Below are 15,051 nucleotides of genomic sequence, written 5' to 3'. Positions count from 1 at the left end.
GCAGCTTGATGATGCGCGGCAGGATGCGCGGCGCCGGCACGATGGCCAGGCCCGAATCACGGCCGAAGGCGTCCACGCCTTCCAGTTCCACGATGAAGTTCAGGCTCTTGTTGACCAGGCGCGGGAACGGGTGGGTGGGATCCAGCCCGATCGGCGTCACCAGCGGCGCCACTTCCTGGCGGAAGTAACGGCGCACCCAAAGCTTCTGCTTGTTGGTCCACTGCGTGCGGCGGACGATGCGGATCTTCCGCTCGGCCAGGGCAGGCATGATCTGCTCGTTCAATATGCCGTACTGGCGCTCGATCACCTTGTGCGCCAGTTCGGAAATCTCAGCCAGCGCCCGCTTCGGGCTGATGCCGTCAGCGCCGATCAATTCATGGTCGAAGGCAATCTGCTGTTTCAGGCCGGCCACGCGGATCTCGAAGAATTCGTCCATGTTGCTGGAGAAGATCAGCAGGAACTTCAGACGTTCGAGCAGCGGCTTGGATTCGTCCACCGCCTGTTCGAGTACGCGGATGTTGAACTGCAATTGCGACAGCTCGCGGTGGATGTAGAGCTCGGTATGGGACAGGTCCACCGGTGCCGGTGCGGGCACCGGTGCGGGCGCGAGGTCCTGCGCCAGCACTTCGGACGGGGTATCCATGTCGGGCGTGGTCTGGGTTGCTGAATTCAAGCGACGCTCCGATCATTGGGTCACATTGAACCTTAAGCCATGGCGGCTGACGGATTTGTGACACTAAAGGGTTTAATCCTTTAGGGTAGTCCTGTCAGGGTTTTCTTGCCTCACGGGCATCGAGCCGGGTTTGCCGCCACGTGAGCAACGGTGTCACCGTTACCCCATGCAGCACCACGCTTGCCACCACCACGGTGATGGCGAGATCGGCAACCCGGCTCGCCGAAGGTCCCTGCAAGCCATGGGTAAGCGCATAGGCAAGATAGTTCACGCTGCCTATGCCGCGGATGCCGAGCCAGCCGAACAGCAGGCGCCTGGGTCCTGGCGCGGCCGAACCCATCGTGGCGATCCAGACCGCTACAGGCCGGATCACCACGAACAAAGCCAGTGCCAGCCACAGGCCGGCCGTATCGAACCGCCATGCCAGCGCCGCGCCCAACAGGAACACCAGGCCAGCGGCGATCAGGCGTTCGATGGTGTCGCCGAAGCTGAGCGCATCGCTTACCACCAGTCCCACCGATTCAGTCGGCTCCCCCTGGCCCTGGACGCGCCGGCGGTTGGGGTTGACCAACTCCTCGGCCGGCGGGTGGCTATCGTCGCTCCGCGCGGAAGGATGCGGATGGCGCGCCACCACGAACAGCTCGGCGCGCCGCAGGCCAACGCCTGCGGCAAAGGCGGCCAGGAAGCCCGACGCTGACAGCGACTGCGCGGCAGCATAGGACAGCGCCATCAGGGCCAGGGCAAGGAAATCGTTGGGGGCAACGTCCTTTTGCGAGCTCTTCAGGCGGGCACCGAGGAGCCCCACGCACCAGCCCATGGCGAAACCGATGGCACCGCCGGCGAGGAGTCCCCACAGTACGTCCACGGCAAACCAGTGCCCCCACGTGCTGCTTCCATGGGGCACGAGCAGGGCCATAGCCAGCAGCAGCATGGGCATGGCCGCACCGTCGTTCATGCCTGCCTCGCCCGACAGCGACACCCTCAGGTTGTCGTCGTCGCTGGCATCGTCGACCGAGATCAGGCTGGCCAGCACCGGATCGGTGGGCGCCAGGATGGCGGCCAGTGCCAGCGCCACGGGCCACGGGAATCCCAGCCAGGCGTGGGCCAGCCATGCCACGCCTGCAACCGTCAGCACCATTGCCGGGAACGCCAGGCGCAAAGCCAGGAGCCAGCCGATATCGTCGAAGGGCAGGCGCAGTTTCAATCCGGTGATGAACAACGACACCACCAGGGCCATCCCGGTCACATGGCCAAGCCAGGTCACGTGTCCGGCAATGTCCACGCGAATGACATCCATTACCCAGGGGCCGCCAACGATGCCCGCGGCCAGAAACAGCCCGAAAGAGGTAATCGGGCCACGCTGGATCAGGCCCGAGGCCAGTGACATGGCCAGGAGCAGGACGCCGATGGCCGCCGTCCAGCCGAGGAAGTCCATGGTTCTGTCCTTTGCACCGGATGGTTGGACCGATCTTTCACGTCCGGGGATGAAACCTAGGCATACGTTCTTAAGATCATGCGAGGTTTCATTCATGACGCCGCTGGACAGACCACTCAAGCGCGAACTCGCCATCGGCGAGACCCTCTACACGCTCACCATCGACCCCGACGGGCTGAAACTCACCGAAAAAGGGCGTCGCAAGGGGGTGGAACTGGCCTGGAAGGACATCGTCAACGGCGATGCCGGCCTCGCTGCGGCGCTCCAGGCGTCGATGGGCGCGCGTTGAGCCTGGTTAGCCTGCGAACACTGGCTCAGGCTCCAACTGGACGCCAAACCGCGTCGCCACGGCTGCCTGCACCTTTCGCGCGAAGGCGAGCAGTTGAGGCCCCGATGCCTTGCCATGATTGACCAGTACCAGGGCGTGCCGTCCGGAAATGCCCGCGTCGCCATCGCGATGGCCTTTCAGGCCAGCCGCCTCGATCAGCCATGCCGCGGAGAGTTTCGCCGTGCCGCCGGCATGTGGCCACGACGGTAAACCCGGATGAGCCAGTTGCAACGCGTGCGCCTGGGCGGCACTGACGATCGGATTCTTGAAGAAGCTACCGGCATTGCCGATGACGGCCGGGTCCGGAAGCTTGCGCGAGCGAAGCCGCACCACGGCCTCGGCCACGTGGAAGGCTGCGGGTTTTTCAACGCCCATGGCGGTGAGTTCTTCACCGATGCCCGCGTAGTCCAGCCGCAGCCGCGGCGTGCGGGGCAGGGCAAAGGTCACCGCAGTGATGATCCAGCGATCAGGCTGATGCTTCATGGTGGAATTGCGATACGAGAACGCGCAGGCGTTGCGGTCGAGTGTCACGAATGCTCTGGCCTGCCGGTCGTAGGCTTCGACACTATCGATGAATTCGCCCACCTCCACGCCATAGGCGCCGATGTTCTGGATCGGAGCAGCTCCCACCGTGCCCGGGATCATGATCAGGTTCTCGAGCCCCGCATATCCCCTGCCCAATGACCAGCGCACGAAATCGTCCCAGCGTTCGCCCGCCGCCACGCGCAACAACACGTGGTCGTCGCGCTCGAACACCTCCACGCCCTGGGTTGCCATCACCAGCACCGTGCCGCGGTAGTCGCCGGTGAACAACACATTGCTGCCTTCACCCAGCACGAACACCGGACCCTGCGCGACGGCCGGATAAGCCAGTACTTCGGGAAGCCTGGTCGGATCGCGCACTTCCACCAGCAGGTTGGCGTGGGCAGCCACGCGAAGCGTATTGCGGCCAGCCAGCGTGGCGTTGCTGGCCAGGGCGAAGCCGCCGAGGTCGGTCAGCGGCTCGATCATGCCCCGTTCCCCTGGCGGCGGATTTCCCCGACACATTCGCCAATGAGTTCGGGCCCCCGGTAGACCATCCCTGAGTACAACTGGACAAGGCTGGCGCCGGCGGCGATCTTCTCCGCTGCCTGGGCGCCCTCGACGATGCCACCGACCCCGACGATGGCAATCCGTTCACCCAGGCGCTGGCGCATGGCGTGAAGCACGCTGGTGGACTTGTCGAAAAGCGGTGCACCGGAGAGGCCGCCGGTTTCCTGGGCGTGCTGGCCATCGACGCCGTCGCGGGACACCGTGGTGTTGGTGCAGATGACGCCATCGATGCCGCTGGCCAACAGTACTTCGGCCATGCCATCGAGTTCAGCGTCGGTGAGGTCGGGGGCGATTTTCAGCAACATGGGTTTGCGCTTGCCGGTCGACGCCAGGCGCTCCTGGGTCTGGCGCAGTTCGCCAATGAAACGGCGCAGGGTTTCTTCGTCCTGGAGGTCGCGCAGGCCCTGGGTGTTGGGCGAGGAAATATTCACCGTGATGTACGACGCCAGCGGCCATGCGCGTTCAAGGCACAGCTGGTAGTCGTGCACGGCGCGCTCGTTGGGGGTGTCTTTGTTCTTGCCGATATTGATGCCCAGTACGCCGCGGTATGTGGCTTTGCCGACGTTGCGCACCAGTGCATCGATGCCTTCGTTGTTGAAGCCCATGCGGTTGATGACCGCTTCGTGCGCGGGCAGGCGGAACATGCGTGGGCGCGGATTGCCTTCCTGCGGCCGAGGCGTGACAGTGCCGATCTCGATGAAGCCGAAGCCCAGCGCGCCCAGGGCGTCGATGTGCTCGCCGTTCTTGTCCAAACCGGCGGCCAACCCCACGGGGTTTGGAAAATCGATGCCGAAGGCGCGCACCGGCAACGCTGCAGGCGGTTGCGCGATGTATTTCATCAGGTTGCTGCGTTCGGCGACGCCCAGTGCGTACAGGGTGACGCGATGCGCGGTTTCAGCGTCCAGGGCGAACAACAGGGGGCGGGCGAAGGAATACATCAGGTCAGGCGATCCGTCCGGCGTAGACGCGGGTGTCGTGGTCGAAGTCCACGTGGCCATCCGTGGACGTGGTGTCGAAGAGCCTGCGCAGTGCCTGGAGCATTGGCCCGTAGGCCGGGCTCCCGGCCTTGGGCACATAAGAGGACGATAGCAGGCGTCCCTCCAGCGCGGGGTAGTCCAGGCGCTTACTGTGGGGGAAGCGGTCCTTGCCGATCATGCTGTCGCCGAAATAAGCCTGCATCGAATCGTCGTCGGCGTAGCTCTCGGCAACGTTGGCATAGTCCACGCCGTACTCACGGAGCAGTTTCTCATAGCCTTCCAGGAACGGCGTGCCGGTGAGCCGGCGGCTGTTCCAGAACAGAGCGACGAATCCACCCGGGCGCACGATGCGGGCGAATTCCGCGCGCGTTGCGTCCTGGTCGAACCAGTGGAAGGCCTGGCCGGCGATCACGCCGTCGACGCTGCGGTCGTCTAGCGTGGTTGCCTCGGCGCGGCCGTCGACAGCCTTGAAGCCGGGCTCATGGCCGAGCCAGGCGATGGCGGCCTCACGCATGGGCGCATTCGGTTCCACCGCCACCACGCGGCGCCCAGCATCAAGCAGCATCTTCGAGGTGATGCCCGTTCCAGCGCCGACGTCGGCAATGAGCGCATGGGCGGCCATCCCGGCGTGTTCCTCCAGCCAGCGCGGCAAGGCGGCCGGATAATCTGGGCGAAAGCGTACGTAGTTGGCCACGCGATCGGAGAAGCGTGCGGTGACGTCGGTCATGCTATGGCTCCTTCAGCCGGTGAGGATCTGGCCACCATCCACGACAAGCGTTTGCCCGGTGACCCAGCCGGCCAGCGGCGAGGCCAGGAACAGCGCCACGTTGGCGATTTCTTCGGGTCGGCCGAAGCGTCCGAAGGGAATCTTGCCCAACGTGCGAGCGTATAACTCGGGAGCCTCGCGCTTGCGTCTTTCCCAGATGCCATCGGCGAAGGCGATGGAACCGGGCGCGATGGCGTTGACGCGGATTCGTTCGGCAGCGAGCGATAGAGCCTGGGAGGTGGTGTATTGCATCACGGCTGCCTTGGCCGCGGCATAAGGTGCACTGTGCGGGCTGGCGTGCAGCGCGGCGATCGACGCGGTGGTGATGATGCATGGCGACGACGCCTTGCGCAGCCATGGCAGGGCATGGCGGCTGGCGCGCACCACGGCCATCACGTCCACGCCGATGCTTTGCGCCCAGCCGTCCTCGTCATCGGCCATGCCGTAGCCGGTGGCGTTGTTGACCAGGATGTCGATGCCGCCCATCGCGCGGGCGGCATCGTCGATCCATGCCTTGATCGCGGTATCGTCAGCGAGGTCGGCGGCGTGCACGTGGATCCTGCCGGGCACCTGTGCCGCCAGTTCGTCGAGCGCGGGCCTGCCACGGGCACAGACGGAAACCTGCGCGCCCGCATTGGCGAATGCCATCACCACGGCCCGGCCGATGCCACGGCTTCCACCGGCCACCGCCACGCGGCGGCCGGTGAAGTCGAGCGCTCCGGAGGTGGGCACGGTCATCAGAACTCGAACTTGATGCCCTGGGCCAGCGGCAGTGCGTCGGAGTAGTTGATGGTGTTGGTCTGGCGGCGCATGTACACCTTCCAGGCATCCGAACCCGACTCGCGGCCACCGCCGGTTTCCTTCTCGCCACCGAAGGCGCCGCCGATCTCGGCGCCGGAGGTGCCGATGTTGACGTTGGCGATACCGCAATCGGAACCTGCGGCGGAGAGGTATTTCTCCGCGGCCTTTAGATCACGGGTGAAGATGGCGGAGGAAAGTCCCTGCGGCACGGCGTTCTGCTGCGCGACGGCGTCGTCGAGGTCCTTGAACGGCATCACGTACAGGATCGGCGCGAAAGTCTCGGCCTGCACGATGTCATCCTTGTTGGACAGACCGGTGATGATGGTCGGCAGGACGAAGTTGCCCTTGCGATCGGCCAGCGCCTTGCCACCGGTGGCTACCTTGCCGCCCGCCGCCTTGGCCTTCTCGATCGCATCGAGGTAAGCCTTGACGGCTTCGGGGCTGTTGAGCGGGCCCATCAGCGTGGTGCCGAGGGTGGGATCGCCGATCTTTGCTTCGACCTGGCCGTAGACGCGCGTGAGCGTGGCAAGCACTTCATCATGGATGGATTGGTGTACGAAGACGCGGCGGGTGCTGGTGCAGCGCTGGCCGGCAGTGCCCACGGCGCCGAAGACAATGGCCGGGATGGCCAGCTTCAGGTCGGCGCTTTCGTCCACGATGATGGCATTGTTGCCGCCCAGCTCCAGCAGGCTGCGGCCCATGCGCTTTGCCACGCGCTCGCCGACCATGCGGCCGACCTTGGTGGAACCGGTGAAGCTCAACAACGGGATGCGGCGGTCGTCGACGAAGGCCTGGGCAAGCTCGGTACCGGCGTCATTGAAGAGGAAGAAGATGTCGGGGAAGCCTGCGTCGCGCAAGGCCGCATTGACGATCTTCATCGTGGCGATGGCCGACAGCGGTGTGCGTGGCGACGGCTTCCAGATGGTGATATCACCGCAGATGGCGGCAAGGAACGCATTCCATGCCCAGACGGCGACAGGGAAGTTGAAGGCGCTGACCACACCGACCAGGCCGATCGGGTGCCACTGCTCGTACATGCGATGGCCCGGGCGTTCCGAATGCATGGTGTAGCCATAAAGCATGCGGCTCTGGCCCACGGCGAAGTCGGCGATGTCGATCATCTCTTGCACTTCGCCATCGCCCTCAGGCTTGATCTTGCCCATTTCCAGGGCGACCAGCGACCCCAGGGCGTCCTTGTGCTTGCGCAGCGCCTCGCCACAGATGCGCACCGCTTCACCGCGGCGCGGCGCCGGCGTGGTGCGCCAGATGGCGTAGGCGGCCTGTGCGCGCTCGATGATTTTTTCGTAGTCCGCCTTGCCGGTGGCGTGGACGGCGGCGATGACTTCGCCGGTGGCGGGGTTCACCGGCTCCAGCTTGCCGGCATCGGTGGTCTTGGACCACTCGCCCTGGCCCAGGTACGAACCCGATTCCACGGCCGAAAGGGAGAGGGCCTTGAGGATTGCAGCGGACATGACAACTCCTGCGGTTACTTGGGGCAACCCGTGCTCAGGCCGCCAAAACCGCGATTCTAGCAAAGCGCCCGGGTCCGCCCCCGTGGCCTGGACCGGGCCGGGCGGTGCCTGGCCGGCCAGGGCGTCGGCCAAGTCATTGGCGGAACTTCAATTGTGGCTTATTTCGGACGCCGGAATTTGTAGATGAACTGGTCGGTGTGGCCGCGGATAGAAGGGTCGAAAACCTTCTTGCTGTGATCATCCGCAGGGTTGCGCAGCGCGGTGCTTTCACCCACGAACTGGAAACCGGCCTCGGCCAGTTCCTTCTTGACGATCGCCGGATCGATGCGGTGCAAGGTATCGGTGTCGCGCAGGCCCGAGCCTGCCGCCGCCACATGGTCGACCACCAGGAAGGTGCCGCCCGGCTTGAGCGACTTGAACACGGCGCGGCCGAAGGCGACGGGGTCGACCTTGCCCATGAATTCGTCGGGATAATCGTGGTAGTTCTGTACCGTCAGCACCATGTCCACAGGTTCGGGCGTGGCGAAGGCCGCGGCCGGCTGTTCGAGCACCGTGATGTTGCCGTAGCCAGGTGTCGCCGCCAGGGCCTTGCTGTTTTCAGGATCCGGGTGCGCCACCTTGGCGTATTCGTCCGGCCACACCACGAACACGTGGCCCTTGTCGCCGACCACCTTGGACAGGATGCGGGTGAAGTAGCCTGAGCCCGGGATCAGGTCCACGACCTTGTCGCCAGGCTTCACTCCGGAAAAAGCGAGCATCTCGCCCGGTTTGCGGCGGGCGTCGTCCCTGGTATCGGCAGTTCGGCCCGGGTCGGCCAGCGCTGAGGCAAGGTAGGGTTTGATGTCCGAAGCCGCGGTGACGTGCGAAACGCACAGGGCGGCGAAAACGAGACCGGTCGACCACAAGGCGCGCATGATGAGTTCCTCGCATGGGTGGGCGCCCGGCTCAGGAACCAAAATCGCATCGACATCGGATCGGGCGTATCAGGGATCGTTGCAGCAAACATCGTCCACGGCATGTGCCGGACGGCCCGCAGCATCGTCTTCAGGCACTCGCCTTTCATGCCCGGGCCCCGGTCGGTTATCCTTGCCGCCTCGCGGCCCCGTGGCACAATTGGATAGCGCGCACCCCTCCTAAGGGTGAGGTTGTGGGTTCGAACCCCGCCGGGGCCGCCACTTCAGTCTGGCATAGCCACCAGATGCACCCCGAGCGCAGCAAGCACGCGCGAGACGGTCGAATACGCGGGATTCGCCCCTGCGCGCAAGGCCTTGTAAAGGCTTTCTCGACTTAGCCCGGAGGCTGCCGAAATCTTGCCCATGCCGCGCGCCCTTGCTACATCCCCTAAGGCGGCGAGGAAAAAGTCCTGGTCATTCGAGGCGATGGCTTCGTTGAGATATGTGGCGATGGCTTCCTCACTGTCCAGGAAATCGACCATATCGAATGGAACAAATTTGGTAGGCATATCCACTTTCGGAGTCAGGTTGCCGGGAGTGCCGCCAGCATTTTTCGGGCCGTGGCAATGTCTCGAGATTGGGTAGATTTGTCGCCGCCGATGAGAAGGAGATAGGTTGTCCTGGCTCTCCTTGCCAGGTAAAGGCGGTAGCCCGGGCCGTGGTCTATTCGCAGCTCGATAAGGCCACCGATGTTCTTCGCATCGCCAAAATATCCAAGTTCAAGGCGCTTGATCCTGATGGCAATCCTTGTTCGTGTGCGGATATCGCGAAGTGAACCAAGCCATTTCAGGCCCTCCGTGGACATGATGACCTTATACACCTGAATGTATCCTGCGGGCTACGTTATCGCAAGGCCAGAACGGCTTGCCTCGGTCGAAAGTAGAAGATCGCGCTGAGGTTAGATGTCCGTGCTCACCGGATCGGCGCGTGGGCTCACGACGCGATAGGCATCGGTCCCAGGTAGCACGAGTTTGTTCTCGATAGAGTTGGCATCAGGAGCCATGACGGCCTACGTGCCGTGCGTCCATTGACGATAAATCAATCCTGTCAACTCACGCCGCAGCCCGCGCCCGGGTGATTGCATCGACCAACTCCGACCGGTCGAAGGGCTTGCGCAGGAAGATCACATCATCCGGAACCGGTGGCAGTTCCTGGCGGGAGCGCGAGGAAATCACGATCACCGGCAGGTCCGCGCGATGCGCCCGGGCAAGATTGAGCAGGCGGCCGCCTGCGCGTTCGTCGGCGAGGTCGGCATGGGCGATCAGCAGGGTGAGTGCGGGCATCTGCTGGAACAGGCGCCGGGCTTCGCGGAAGCTGGTGGCCGATTCACTGCGGTAACCCATCATCTGCAGCGCCATGGCGACGGTTTCTGCCACCAGCGATGAACGATCGACGACCAGGGCGCACGGGGCGGGCTTCATCGATGGAGCATACGCGCGAAACCCTGTCGCCGGGGTTTCCGGCGACAGGATCCTGCGACCGGCCTGTTACTGCTTGACCGAAGTCACCGGCAGGTTGATGAAACTGGCCGTGCCCGGGGCCGTATAAACCCGCTGGGTGGCCTTCTGGTAGTCCGCCGGCTTGGCGAAGAAGATGTTTGGTACGTAGGTCTGCGGGTTGCGGTCGTACAGCGGGAAAAGGCTGGACTGCACCTGCACCATGATCCGGTGACCGGGCTGGAACACATGGTTGGCCGTTGGCAGGGCGAACTTGTACAGCAGTGGCTGGTTGGCCGCGATCGGCTTGGGATCGGAGAAGCTCTCACGATACCTGCCACGGAAGATATCCAGCGATACCGGAAGCTCGTAGCCACTCATCTCAGGCGTGCCCGCCACGGTATCCGGGTAGACGTCGATCAGCTTCACCACCCAGTCGCTGTCGGTGCCGCTGGTAGAGGCGTAGAGGTTCACTTCCGGCACACCGCTGATGCGCAGCGGTTCGGTCAGGGGCTCGGTGGTGAAGCTCAGGACATCAGGCCGGCTGTCGACGAAACGCTGGTCATGCACCAGCCAGGTGGTCCAGGCCTTGTGGTCGGAAAATTTGATCGGTCGCGGCAGGTACGGCACGGGCTTGGCGGGATCGGAAATGTATTCCTCGTAGCCCGGTCCACCGGAGGCCGGTGCCTGGAAGGAGAGCTTCTCGCCCGGTTCCAGGTAAAGCGGTTTGGATTTCGAGGCGCAGCCGGTATCACATGACAGCGGCCACTTCTTGAAATGATCCCAATGGTTCTCGCCGGTGTTGTAGATCGTCACCGGGCTGATATCTGCCTTGGGCGCACCGTCGAGCAGGTATTGGTCGAAGAAGGGTTTCAGGACATCGTGGCGGTACTGTTCGGCGGTATCACCGTTCCACAGCAAGGGGCCGAGGCTGAACCCGTCGCCATTGATCTGGCTATGCCGCCAGGGACCCATGATCAGGTAGTTGAGGTTGTTGTTCTTGTCGTGCGGTTCGATCGCCTGGTAGCTGTGGATCGCGCCCCACATGTCTTCCTGGTCCCACAGGCCCTGTTCCCACAAGGTGGGCACCTTCGGGGTGATCGAGGCCATCACCTTGTCCAGCGCCTGGTTCTGCCAATAGGCATCGTAGCTGGGATGTTCGGAGACCTTCTTCCAGTACGGCAGGCTGTCGATACCCGACTGGTGCGCGTAGTCGCCGGCGGATCCGGCGCGCAGGAAATTGATGTAGTCATCGTTGCCGCTGCGTGGCGCCTCGCTGCCCTTGCCGCGCGCGGTGGTCTGACCGGTGAAATAGTCGAAGTTGGTCTGGCGGAAGGCACCGTAGTGGAACCAGTCATCGCCCATCCAGCCATCGACCATCGGGCTCTGCGGCGCTGCCACTTTGAGCGCCGGATGAGGGTTCACCAGCGCCATGACCACGGTGAAGCCTTCGTAGGAGGACCCCACCATGCCGACCTTGCCATTGTTGCCCTTTACGTTCTTTACCAGCCAGTCGATGGTGTCGTAGGCATCGGTGGAATGGTCGACTTCGCTGGAGTTCAGCGGCCCGCGCAGGGGGCGGGTCATCACGTAGTCGCCCTCCGAACCGTACTTGCCGCGGATGTCCTGGTACACGCGGATGTAACCGGACTTGACGAAATCCTCGTCAGAGAGAGGCAGCTCGTTGATCATCGTGTCCGAGGCCTCGGTGCGCTCGGCGCGCTTGCTGGCGTTGTACGGCGTGCGCGTAAGCACGATCGGCGCGTGGGTGGCGCCCTTGGGCACCACGATCACCGTGTGCAGCTTCACCCCGTCGCGCATCGGGATCATCACTTCGGTCTTGGTGAAATCCTGGCCGGTGGTGGGCGCGTTCCACTTGGCGGCGGGAATATCCGGCGTCAGGGGCGCGGTCTGGGCCTGGGCCAGGGTTCCTGAAAGGGCAGTGGCGATAAGCGCGGCAAGCAAAAGACGACGCGGGGTCATGGGCGATCCGTGGGGTGGGTAACCTTCCGAATGTAAGCCCTGCCGGAAGTCACGACACCATGTCTTCCTGCACACTCCGCCCGCCGCCTGATTTGCGTATGCTCGGGGATTCACCTTCCGGGGAATTGACGATGATCCGACGCGCGACCCTGGCTGCATTGCTGCTGGCCGCCACCAGCCTGGTCCACGTACCTGCTTTCGCCGATGGCGACAAGCCCGCCGACAAGGCAGGCAAGGAACAGCCGGCGCTGAAGGATCTCCCGCCCGACGCCCATGTGAAGCAGTCCACCCACGTGGACGGCAAGACGCTTTCCTACACCGTGACCGTAGGTACGCTGCCGGTGCGCGACGATAACGGCAAGACCATCGCCGACGTGGTGTTCACCGCCTACACCGTCGATGGCAAGGATCGCCCGGTGACTTTCGCCATGAACGGTGGGCCCGGGGCAGCCTCGGTATACCTGAACCTCGGTGCGATCGGTCCCAAGCGTGTGCGTTTTGGCTTGCAGGACGACAGTTCATCCGACCCGGCCACGCTGGTCGACAATCCAGGCACCTGGCTCGACTTCACCGATCTTGTCTTCATCGACCCCGTGGGCACGGGTTTCAGCCGCTCGCGTGTACCCGAGGCCGAGGCCAAGAAACAGTTTTACGAAACCGAAGCCGACATCCATTACTTGTCGCGTGTGGTCTATGACTGGCTGCTGCACAACCGCCGCATGAATTCGCGCAAGTACCTGGTGGGTGAAAGCTACGGCGGTTTCCGTGGCCCGCGCGTTACCCATTACCTGCAGACGCAGCTTGGTGTGGCGATGAATGGCGTGGTGCTGGTTTCGCCGTATTTGAATCCCACCATGAACGACAATGGCGATGTCTCGCCGATGCCGTGGATGATGACCTTGCCATCCATCGCCGCTGCCCACCTGGAGCGTGAGCACAAGCTCACCGCCCAGAGCATGCATGACGTGATCGAATACACCCGCGGGGAATATGCAACCACGCTGATGCGCGGGCGCACGGATCCTGAGGGAACCGAGCGGATGATCCAGAAGGTGACCCAGATGACCGGACTGGACCCGGTGTTCGTGCGTCGCGCTGGCGGACGCCTGGAAACCCAGGCCTTCCTGCGCGAGGTCTACCGCGCGGAAGGAAAACTCGGCAGCCGCTACGATTCCAATGTAACAAGCTTCGATCCGTTCCCGTTCGACCCTACCCAGCGCAACAACGACCCGATCCTGGATTCGATCATCGCGCCAACCACCACGGCGATGGTGGATTTCGTCACCCGTATCGTGGGCTGGAAGGTCGATGCGCGCTACAACGCCTTGAGCTACGACGTGAACAAGCTCTGGGATGGCGGCGATGAGCTGCGCAAGGGTTCGGTGGAACAGCTGCGCGAGGCGGTGGCGATCGACCCGAAGCTGCGCGTGCTGATCGTGCACGGCTGGGATGATCTTTCCTGCCCATTCATGGGCTCGGTGCTTACCGTGGACCAGATGCCGGAAATGAACGACGCCACGCGGGTGCAGGTCAAGGAATATCCCGGCGGCCACATGTTCTATAGCCGCCCGGACAGCCAGCAAGCCATGCGCGATGACGTCCGCGCGATGTATTCACGCCACTGAGATGCGCGTGGTGCTCATGGCCATGAAGGTCCAGAACGGCACCTTGCGAGATCGCCAGAACTCCCCGGCTTCGTCGAAGATGTCCAGGGCGTCGTCTAGGTCGTCCTCGGCGGCGCCCTGGATCTCGTCGCTGTGGTCGAGCAGCACCACGTAGCCGTCGCCGTCGAGCCAGCCCAGGTCGTGCAGTTGCGATTGCAGGGCATCCCAGTTGCTGCCGCGGTCGGGGTCGAAGCCCAGCGCGCCTGACAGGCGTTTGAGAAGGCATGCCTTGTCGCGGCACTGGGCGAGGTCTACCCGCGCGATATGCAACCTCGCTGCCACCCCATCGGCCGCGAGGCGGTCCATGTCGGTAGGGTCGACGATGTAGGTACCGGACTGCATGGTGTCGCGCAGGTCGAAATCTTCGAGGGGGATGTTCATGGGGCACCTCGTGCGAGCCGCTAAATCACGTTCAGGTTGCCGCGTCGATCAGGCGCTTACTGAGTGGTCGGTCGCAAAAGCGCGTTGCAGTTGGCCTCGAACGGCCAACATCTGCTCCGGGGTGTAGCCATGGGCATCAGATTCGGACAGCACGGCATCGCTCTCGGCGAGTTTGCGGTCGGTCAGCATGTCCAGCATGGCCAGGCGGTCCGCCACCCGCAGGGCGCGCCCGAGCGGGGAATATTGCTGTCCTTCATGGCCTGCGCGCTCGGTCAGGGCCTGTACGACGCGCTCGGGGAAAGCCCAGTGGCGCGCCGTGGTGACCGCCACGCGGCGGGACAACTGGGCGAAGGCCTGGATGAAGCGCGCCGAGTGCGCGTTGTCTTCCAGGTAGTGGCGCTGGTCGAGCATGCGCACTACCGCTACCGCGCCGGTATTGCACACGGTACCGGCAAGATAGGCTTCGAACGAATCCACCGCTCCGCGACCGAGCAATAGCGTGGCCTGGGCGCAGCGTTCGGCATGCGACCAGAATGCCTGGCCGGCGGTCACGCCCATCGGCGTGGTATCCAGTTGCAGGATCGGTCGCATCACCAGTTGCATCACCACGCGGCGCAGGCCGTCCTGGCCGAGCAGCATCACGCCCTGCTGCAGGCTGTCGATCGTTCCGGAGCCCCGGTACATGGCGCTGTTGCAAACACGCACGATCTCGCCGACCAGCACCGGATCCTTGCCGATCTGCGCCGCAAGCGCTGCGCTGCCTACTTCATCGCTACGCAAAGAGCGTAGCAACTGCGGCACCAGGGAAGGCAGGCGGGGCAGGGATTTCGGATCGAAACGATCGCCGTTGAACTGGTCGCGCAGGTGGCGCAGCGCAGCCTGTTCGTTGGCGGTGAGTGTGTCGTCCTCGGCCGGGGCGACGCCCAGGGCGAGGCGGTTGAAGATGAGGTCCAGATCGCTGGCCTGCCAGGGCGGGATAGTGCCTTCGGGCCATTGGGCCGGCTCATCTCCCCGGGCCACGGGCAGCGGTATCGTGGACGTTGCCGCCCCGCCGCCGAACCATCGCCTGAAGAAATTGATCATGATGCCG

15 protein-coding genes, 1 tRNA gene and 1 pseudogene are annotated in these 15,051 nt (G+C 63.9%); 3 read left to right on the top strand and 14 right to left on the bottom strand.

Going from position 1 to position 15,051, the window contains the following annotated elements; genetic code table 11:
- Together VGM61_RS11475 and VGM61_RS11470 are read right to left on the bottom strand one after the other, a co-directional pair.
- Positions 1 to 643 (bottom strand): annotated as a pseudogene (locus tag VGM61_RS11475) (RNA degradosome polyphosphate kinase); the annotation flags it as partial.
- Between the two features lie 124 nt (positions 644 to 767).
- A complete protein-coding gene (locus VGM61_RS11470) occupies positions 768 to 2,108 on the bottom strand; it encodes a cation:proton antiporter (RefSeq protein WP_331522948.1) in 1,341 nt (446 codons plus the stop codon).
- A 94-nt stretch (positions 2,109 to 2,202) separates the two neighbouring features.
- Here VGM61_RS11470 and VGM61_RS11465 point away from each other — a divergent pair, with 94 nt between their 5' ends.
- Complete coding sequence (locus tag VGM61_RS11465; protein ID WP_331522947.1) at positions 2,203 to 2,397, top strand: hypothetical protein; 195 nt, start codon at positions 2,203 to 2,205, stop codon at positions 2,395 to 2,397.
- A gap of 6 nt (positions 2,398 to 2,403) precedes the next feature.
- Here the strand turns inward: VGM61_RS11465 and murB are convergent, their stop codons facing one another.
- From murB to VGM61_RS11435, 6 genes are all read right to left on the bottom strand, one after another.
- Positions 2,404 to 3,447 carry a UDP-N-acetylmuramate dehydrogenase gene (gene murB, locus VGM61_RS11460; protein WP_331522946.1) on the bottom strand — a complete coding sequence of 348 codons (1,044 nt, stop codon included), beginning with the start codon at positions 3,445 to 3,447 and terminating at the stop codon, positions 2,404 to 2,406.
- Positions 3,444 to 4,466, bottom strand: a complete 1,023-nt coding sequence (locus VGM61_RS11455) for a quinone-dependent dihydroorotate dehydrogenase (protein ID WP_331522945.1) — start codon at positions 4,464 to 4,466, stop codon at positions 3,444 to 3,446. The genes murB and VGM61_RS11455 overlap by 4 nt, the downstream gene beginning before the upstream one ends.
- Positions 4,467 to 4,470: 4 nt before the next feature.
- On the bottom strand, positions 4,471 to 5,232 hold the full coding sequence (locus VGM61_RS11450) for a class I SAM-dependent methyltransferase (RefSeq protein WP_331522944.1): 762 nt from the start codon (positions 5,230 to 5,232) through the stop codon (positions 4,471 to 4,473).
- 12 nt (positions 5,233 to 5,244) lie between these two features.
- Positions 5,245 to 6,009: an SDR family NAD(P)-dependent oxidoreductase gene (locus VGM61_RS11445; protein WP_331522943.1), complete on the bottom strand. Its 765-nt coding sequence runs from the start codon at positions 6,007 to 6,009 to the stop codon at positions 5,245 to 5,247.
- Entirely contained in the window at positions 6,009 to 7,544 is a 1,536-nt protein-coding gene (locus tag VGM61_RS11440) for an aldehyde dehydrogenase family protein (RefSeq protein ID WP_331522942.1), read from the bottom strand. The genes VGM61_RS11445 and VGM61_RS11440 overlap by 1 nt, the downstream gene beginning before the upstream one ends.
- A 158-nt stretch (positions 7,545 to 7,702) precedes the next feature.
- Positions 7,703 to 8,458, bottom strand: coding sequence for a methyltransferase (locus VGM61_RS11435; RefSeq protein WP_331522941.1), 756 nt, complete (start codon positions 8,456 to 8,458; stop codon positions 7,703 to 7,705).
- 184 nt (positions 8,459 to 8,642) lie between these two features.
- Here VGM61_RS11435 and VGM61_RS11430 point away from each other — a divergent pair.
- Positions 8,643 to 8,719 (top strand) — tRNA-Arg (locus tag VGM61_RS11430).
- A gap of 2 nt (positions 8,720 to 8,721) precedes the next feature.
- On the opposite strand, the gene VGM61_RS11425 is transcribed toward VGM61_RS11430, so the two are convergent.
- The 4 genes from VGM61_RS11425 to VGM61_RS11410 form a co-directional block, all read right to left on the bottom strand.
- Positions 8,722 to 9,006 carry an addiction module antidote protein gene (locus VGM61_RS11425; RefSeq protein WP_331522940.1) on the bottom strand — a complete coding sequence of 95 codons (285 nt, stop codon included), beginning with the start codon at positions 9,004 to 9,006 and terminating at the stop codon, positions 8,722 to 8,724.
- 14 nt (positions 9,007 to 9,020) lie between these two features.
- Positions 9,021 to 9,317: a type II toxin-antitoxin system RelE/ParE family toxin gene (locus tag VGM61_RS11420; protein WP_331522939.1), complete on the bottom strand. Its 297-nt coding sequence runs from the start codon at positions 9,315 to 9,317 to the stop codon at positions 9,021 to 9,023.
- 232 nt (positions 9,318 to 9,549) lie between these two features.
- Entirely contained in the window at positions 9,550 to 9,918 is a 369-nt protein-coding gene (locus tag VGM61_RS11415) for a hypothetical protein (protein ID WP_331522938.1), read from the bottom strand.
- Positions 9,919 to 9,984: 66 nt separating this feature from the next.
- The gene (locus VGM61_RS11410) at positions 9,985 to 11,916 is read right to left on the bottom strand and encodes a CocE/NonD family hydrolase (protein WP_331522937.1); all 1,932 of its coding nucleotides are present in this window, start codon (positions 11,914 to 11,916) and stop codon (positions 9,985 to 9,987) included.
- Between the two features lie 131 nt (positions 11,917 to 12,047).
- Between VGM61_RS11410 and VGM61_RS11405 the strand changes: the two genes are divergently transcribed.
- Positions 12,048 to 13,541, top strand: coding sequence for a S10 family peptidase (locus VGM61_RS11405; RefSeq protein ID WP_331522936.1), 1,494 nt, complete (start codon positions 12,048 to 12,050; stop codon positions 13,539 to 13,541).
- On the opposite strand, the gene VGM61_RS11400 is transcribed toward VGM61_RS11405, so the two are convergent.
- Entirely contained in the window at positions 13,530 to 13,961 is a 432-nt protein-coding gene (locus tag VGM61_RS11400) for a barstar family protein (protein ID WP_331522935.1), read from the bottom strand. The two genes, VGM61_RS11405 and VGM61_RS11400, sit on opposite strands and share 12 nt — an antisense overlap.
- A gap of 48 nt (positions 13,962 to 14,009) precedes the next feature.
- The gene (locus tag VGM61_RS11395; RefSeq protein WP_331522934.1) at positions 14,010 to 15,044 is read right to left on the bottom strand and encodes an HDOD domain-containing protein; all 1,035 of its coding nucleotides are present in this window, start codon (positions 15,042 to 15,044) and stop codon (positions 14,010 to 14,012) included.
- Positions 15,045 to 15,051: the final 7 nt, after the last annotated feature.

The organism is Pinirhizobacter sp., assembly GCF_036499745.1.
Classification (GTDB): domain Bacteria; phylum Pseudomonadota; class Gammaproteobacteria; order Xanthomonadales; family Rhodanobacteraceae; genus Pinirhizobacter.
The sequence above is the reverse complement of the archived record's forward strand: the minus strand, read 5'-3'. Positions and strand labels throughout refer to the sequence as shown.

Coding starts and splice junctions, on each gene's coding strand:
- VGM61_RS11470 (WP_331522948.1), bottom strand. CDS start 2,108: ATGGACTTCCTCGGCTGGACGGCGGCCATCGGCGTCCTGCTCCTGGCC.
- VGM61_RS11465 (WP_331522947.1), top strand. CDS start 2,203: ATGACGCCGCTGGACAGACCACTCAAGCGCGAACTCGCCATCGGCGAG.
- murB (WP_331522946.1), bottom strand. CDS start 3,447: ATGATCGAGCCGCTGACCGACCTCGGCGGCTTCGCCCTGGCCAGCAAC.
- VGM61_RS11455 (WP_331522945.1), bottom strand. CDS start 4,466: ATGTATTCCTTCGCCCGCCCCCTGTTGTTCGCCCTGGACGCTGAAACC.
- VGM61_RS11450 (WP_331522944.1), bottom strand. CDS start 5,232: ATGACCGACGTCACCGCACGCTTCTCCGATCGCGTGGCCAACTACGTA.
- VGM61_RS11445 (WP_331522943.1), bottom strand. CDS start 6,009: ATGACCGTGCCCACCTCCGGAGCGCTCGACTTCACCGGCCGCCGCGTG.
- VGM61_RS11440 (WP_331522942.1), bottom strand. CDS start 7,544: ATGTCCGCTGCAATCCTCAAGGCCCTCTCCCTTTCGGCCGTGGAATCG.
- VGM61_RS11435 (WP_331522941.1), bottom strand. CDS start 8,458: ATGCGCGCCTTGTGGTCGACCGGTCTCGTTTTCGCCGCCCTGTGCGTT.
- VGM61_RS11425 (WP_331522940.1), bottom strand. CDS start 9,006: ATGCCTACCAAATTTGTTCCATTCGATATGGTCGATTTCCTGGACAGT.
- VGM61_RS11415 (WP_331522938.1), bottom strand. CDS start 9,918: ATGAAGCCCGCCCCGTGCGCCCTGGTCGTCGATCGTTCATCGCTGGTG.
- VGM61_RS11410 (WP_331522937.1), bottom strand. CDS start 11,916: ATGACCCCGCGTCGTCTTTTGCTTGCCGCGCTTATCGCCACTGCCCTT.
- VGM61_RS11405 (WP_331522936.1), top strand. CDS start 12,048: ATGATCCGACGCGCGACCCTGGCTGCATTGCTGCTGGCCGCCACCAGC.
- VGM61_RS11400 (WP_331522935.1), bottom strand. CDS start 13,961: ATGAACATCCCCCTCGAAGATTTCGACCTGCGCGACACCATGCAGTCC.
- VGM61_RS11395 (WP_331522934.1), bottom strand. CDS start 15,044: ATGATCAATTTCTTCAGGCGATGGTTCGGCGGCGGGGCGGCAACGTCC.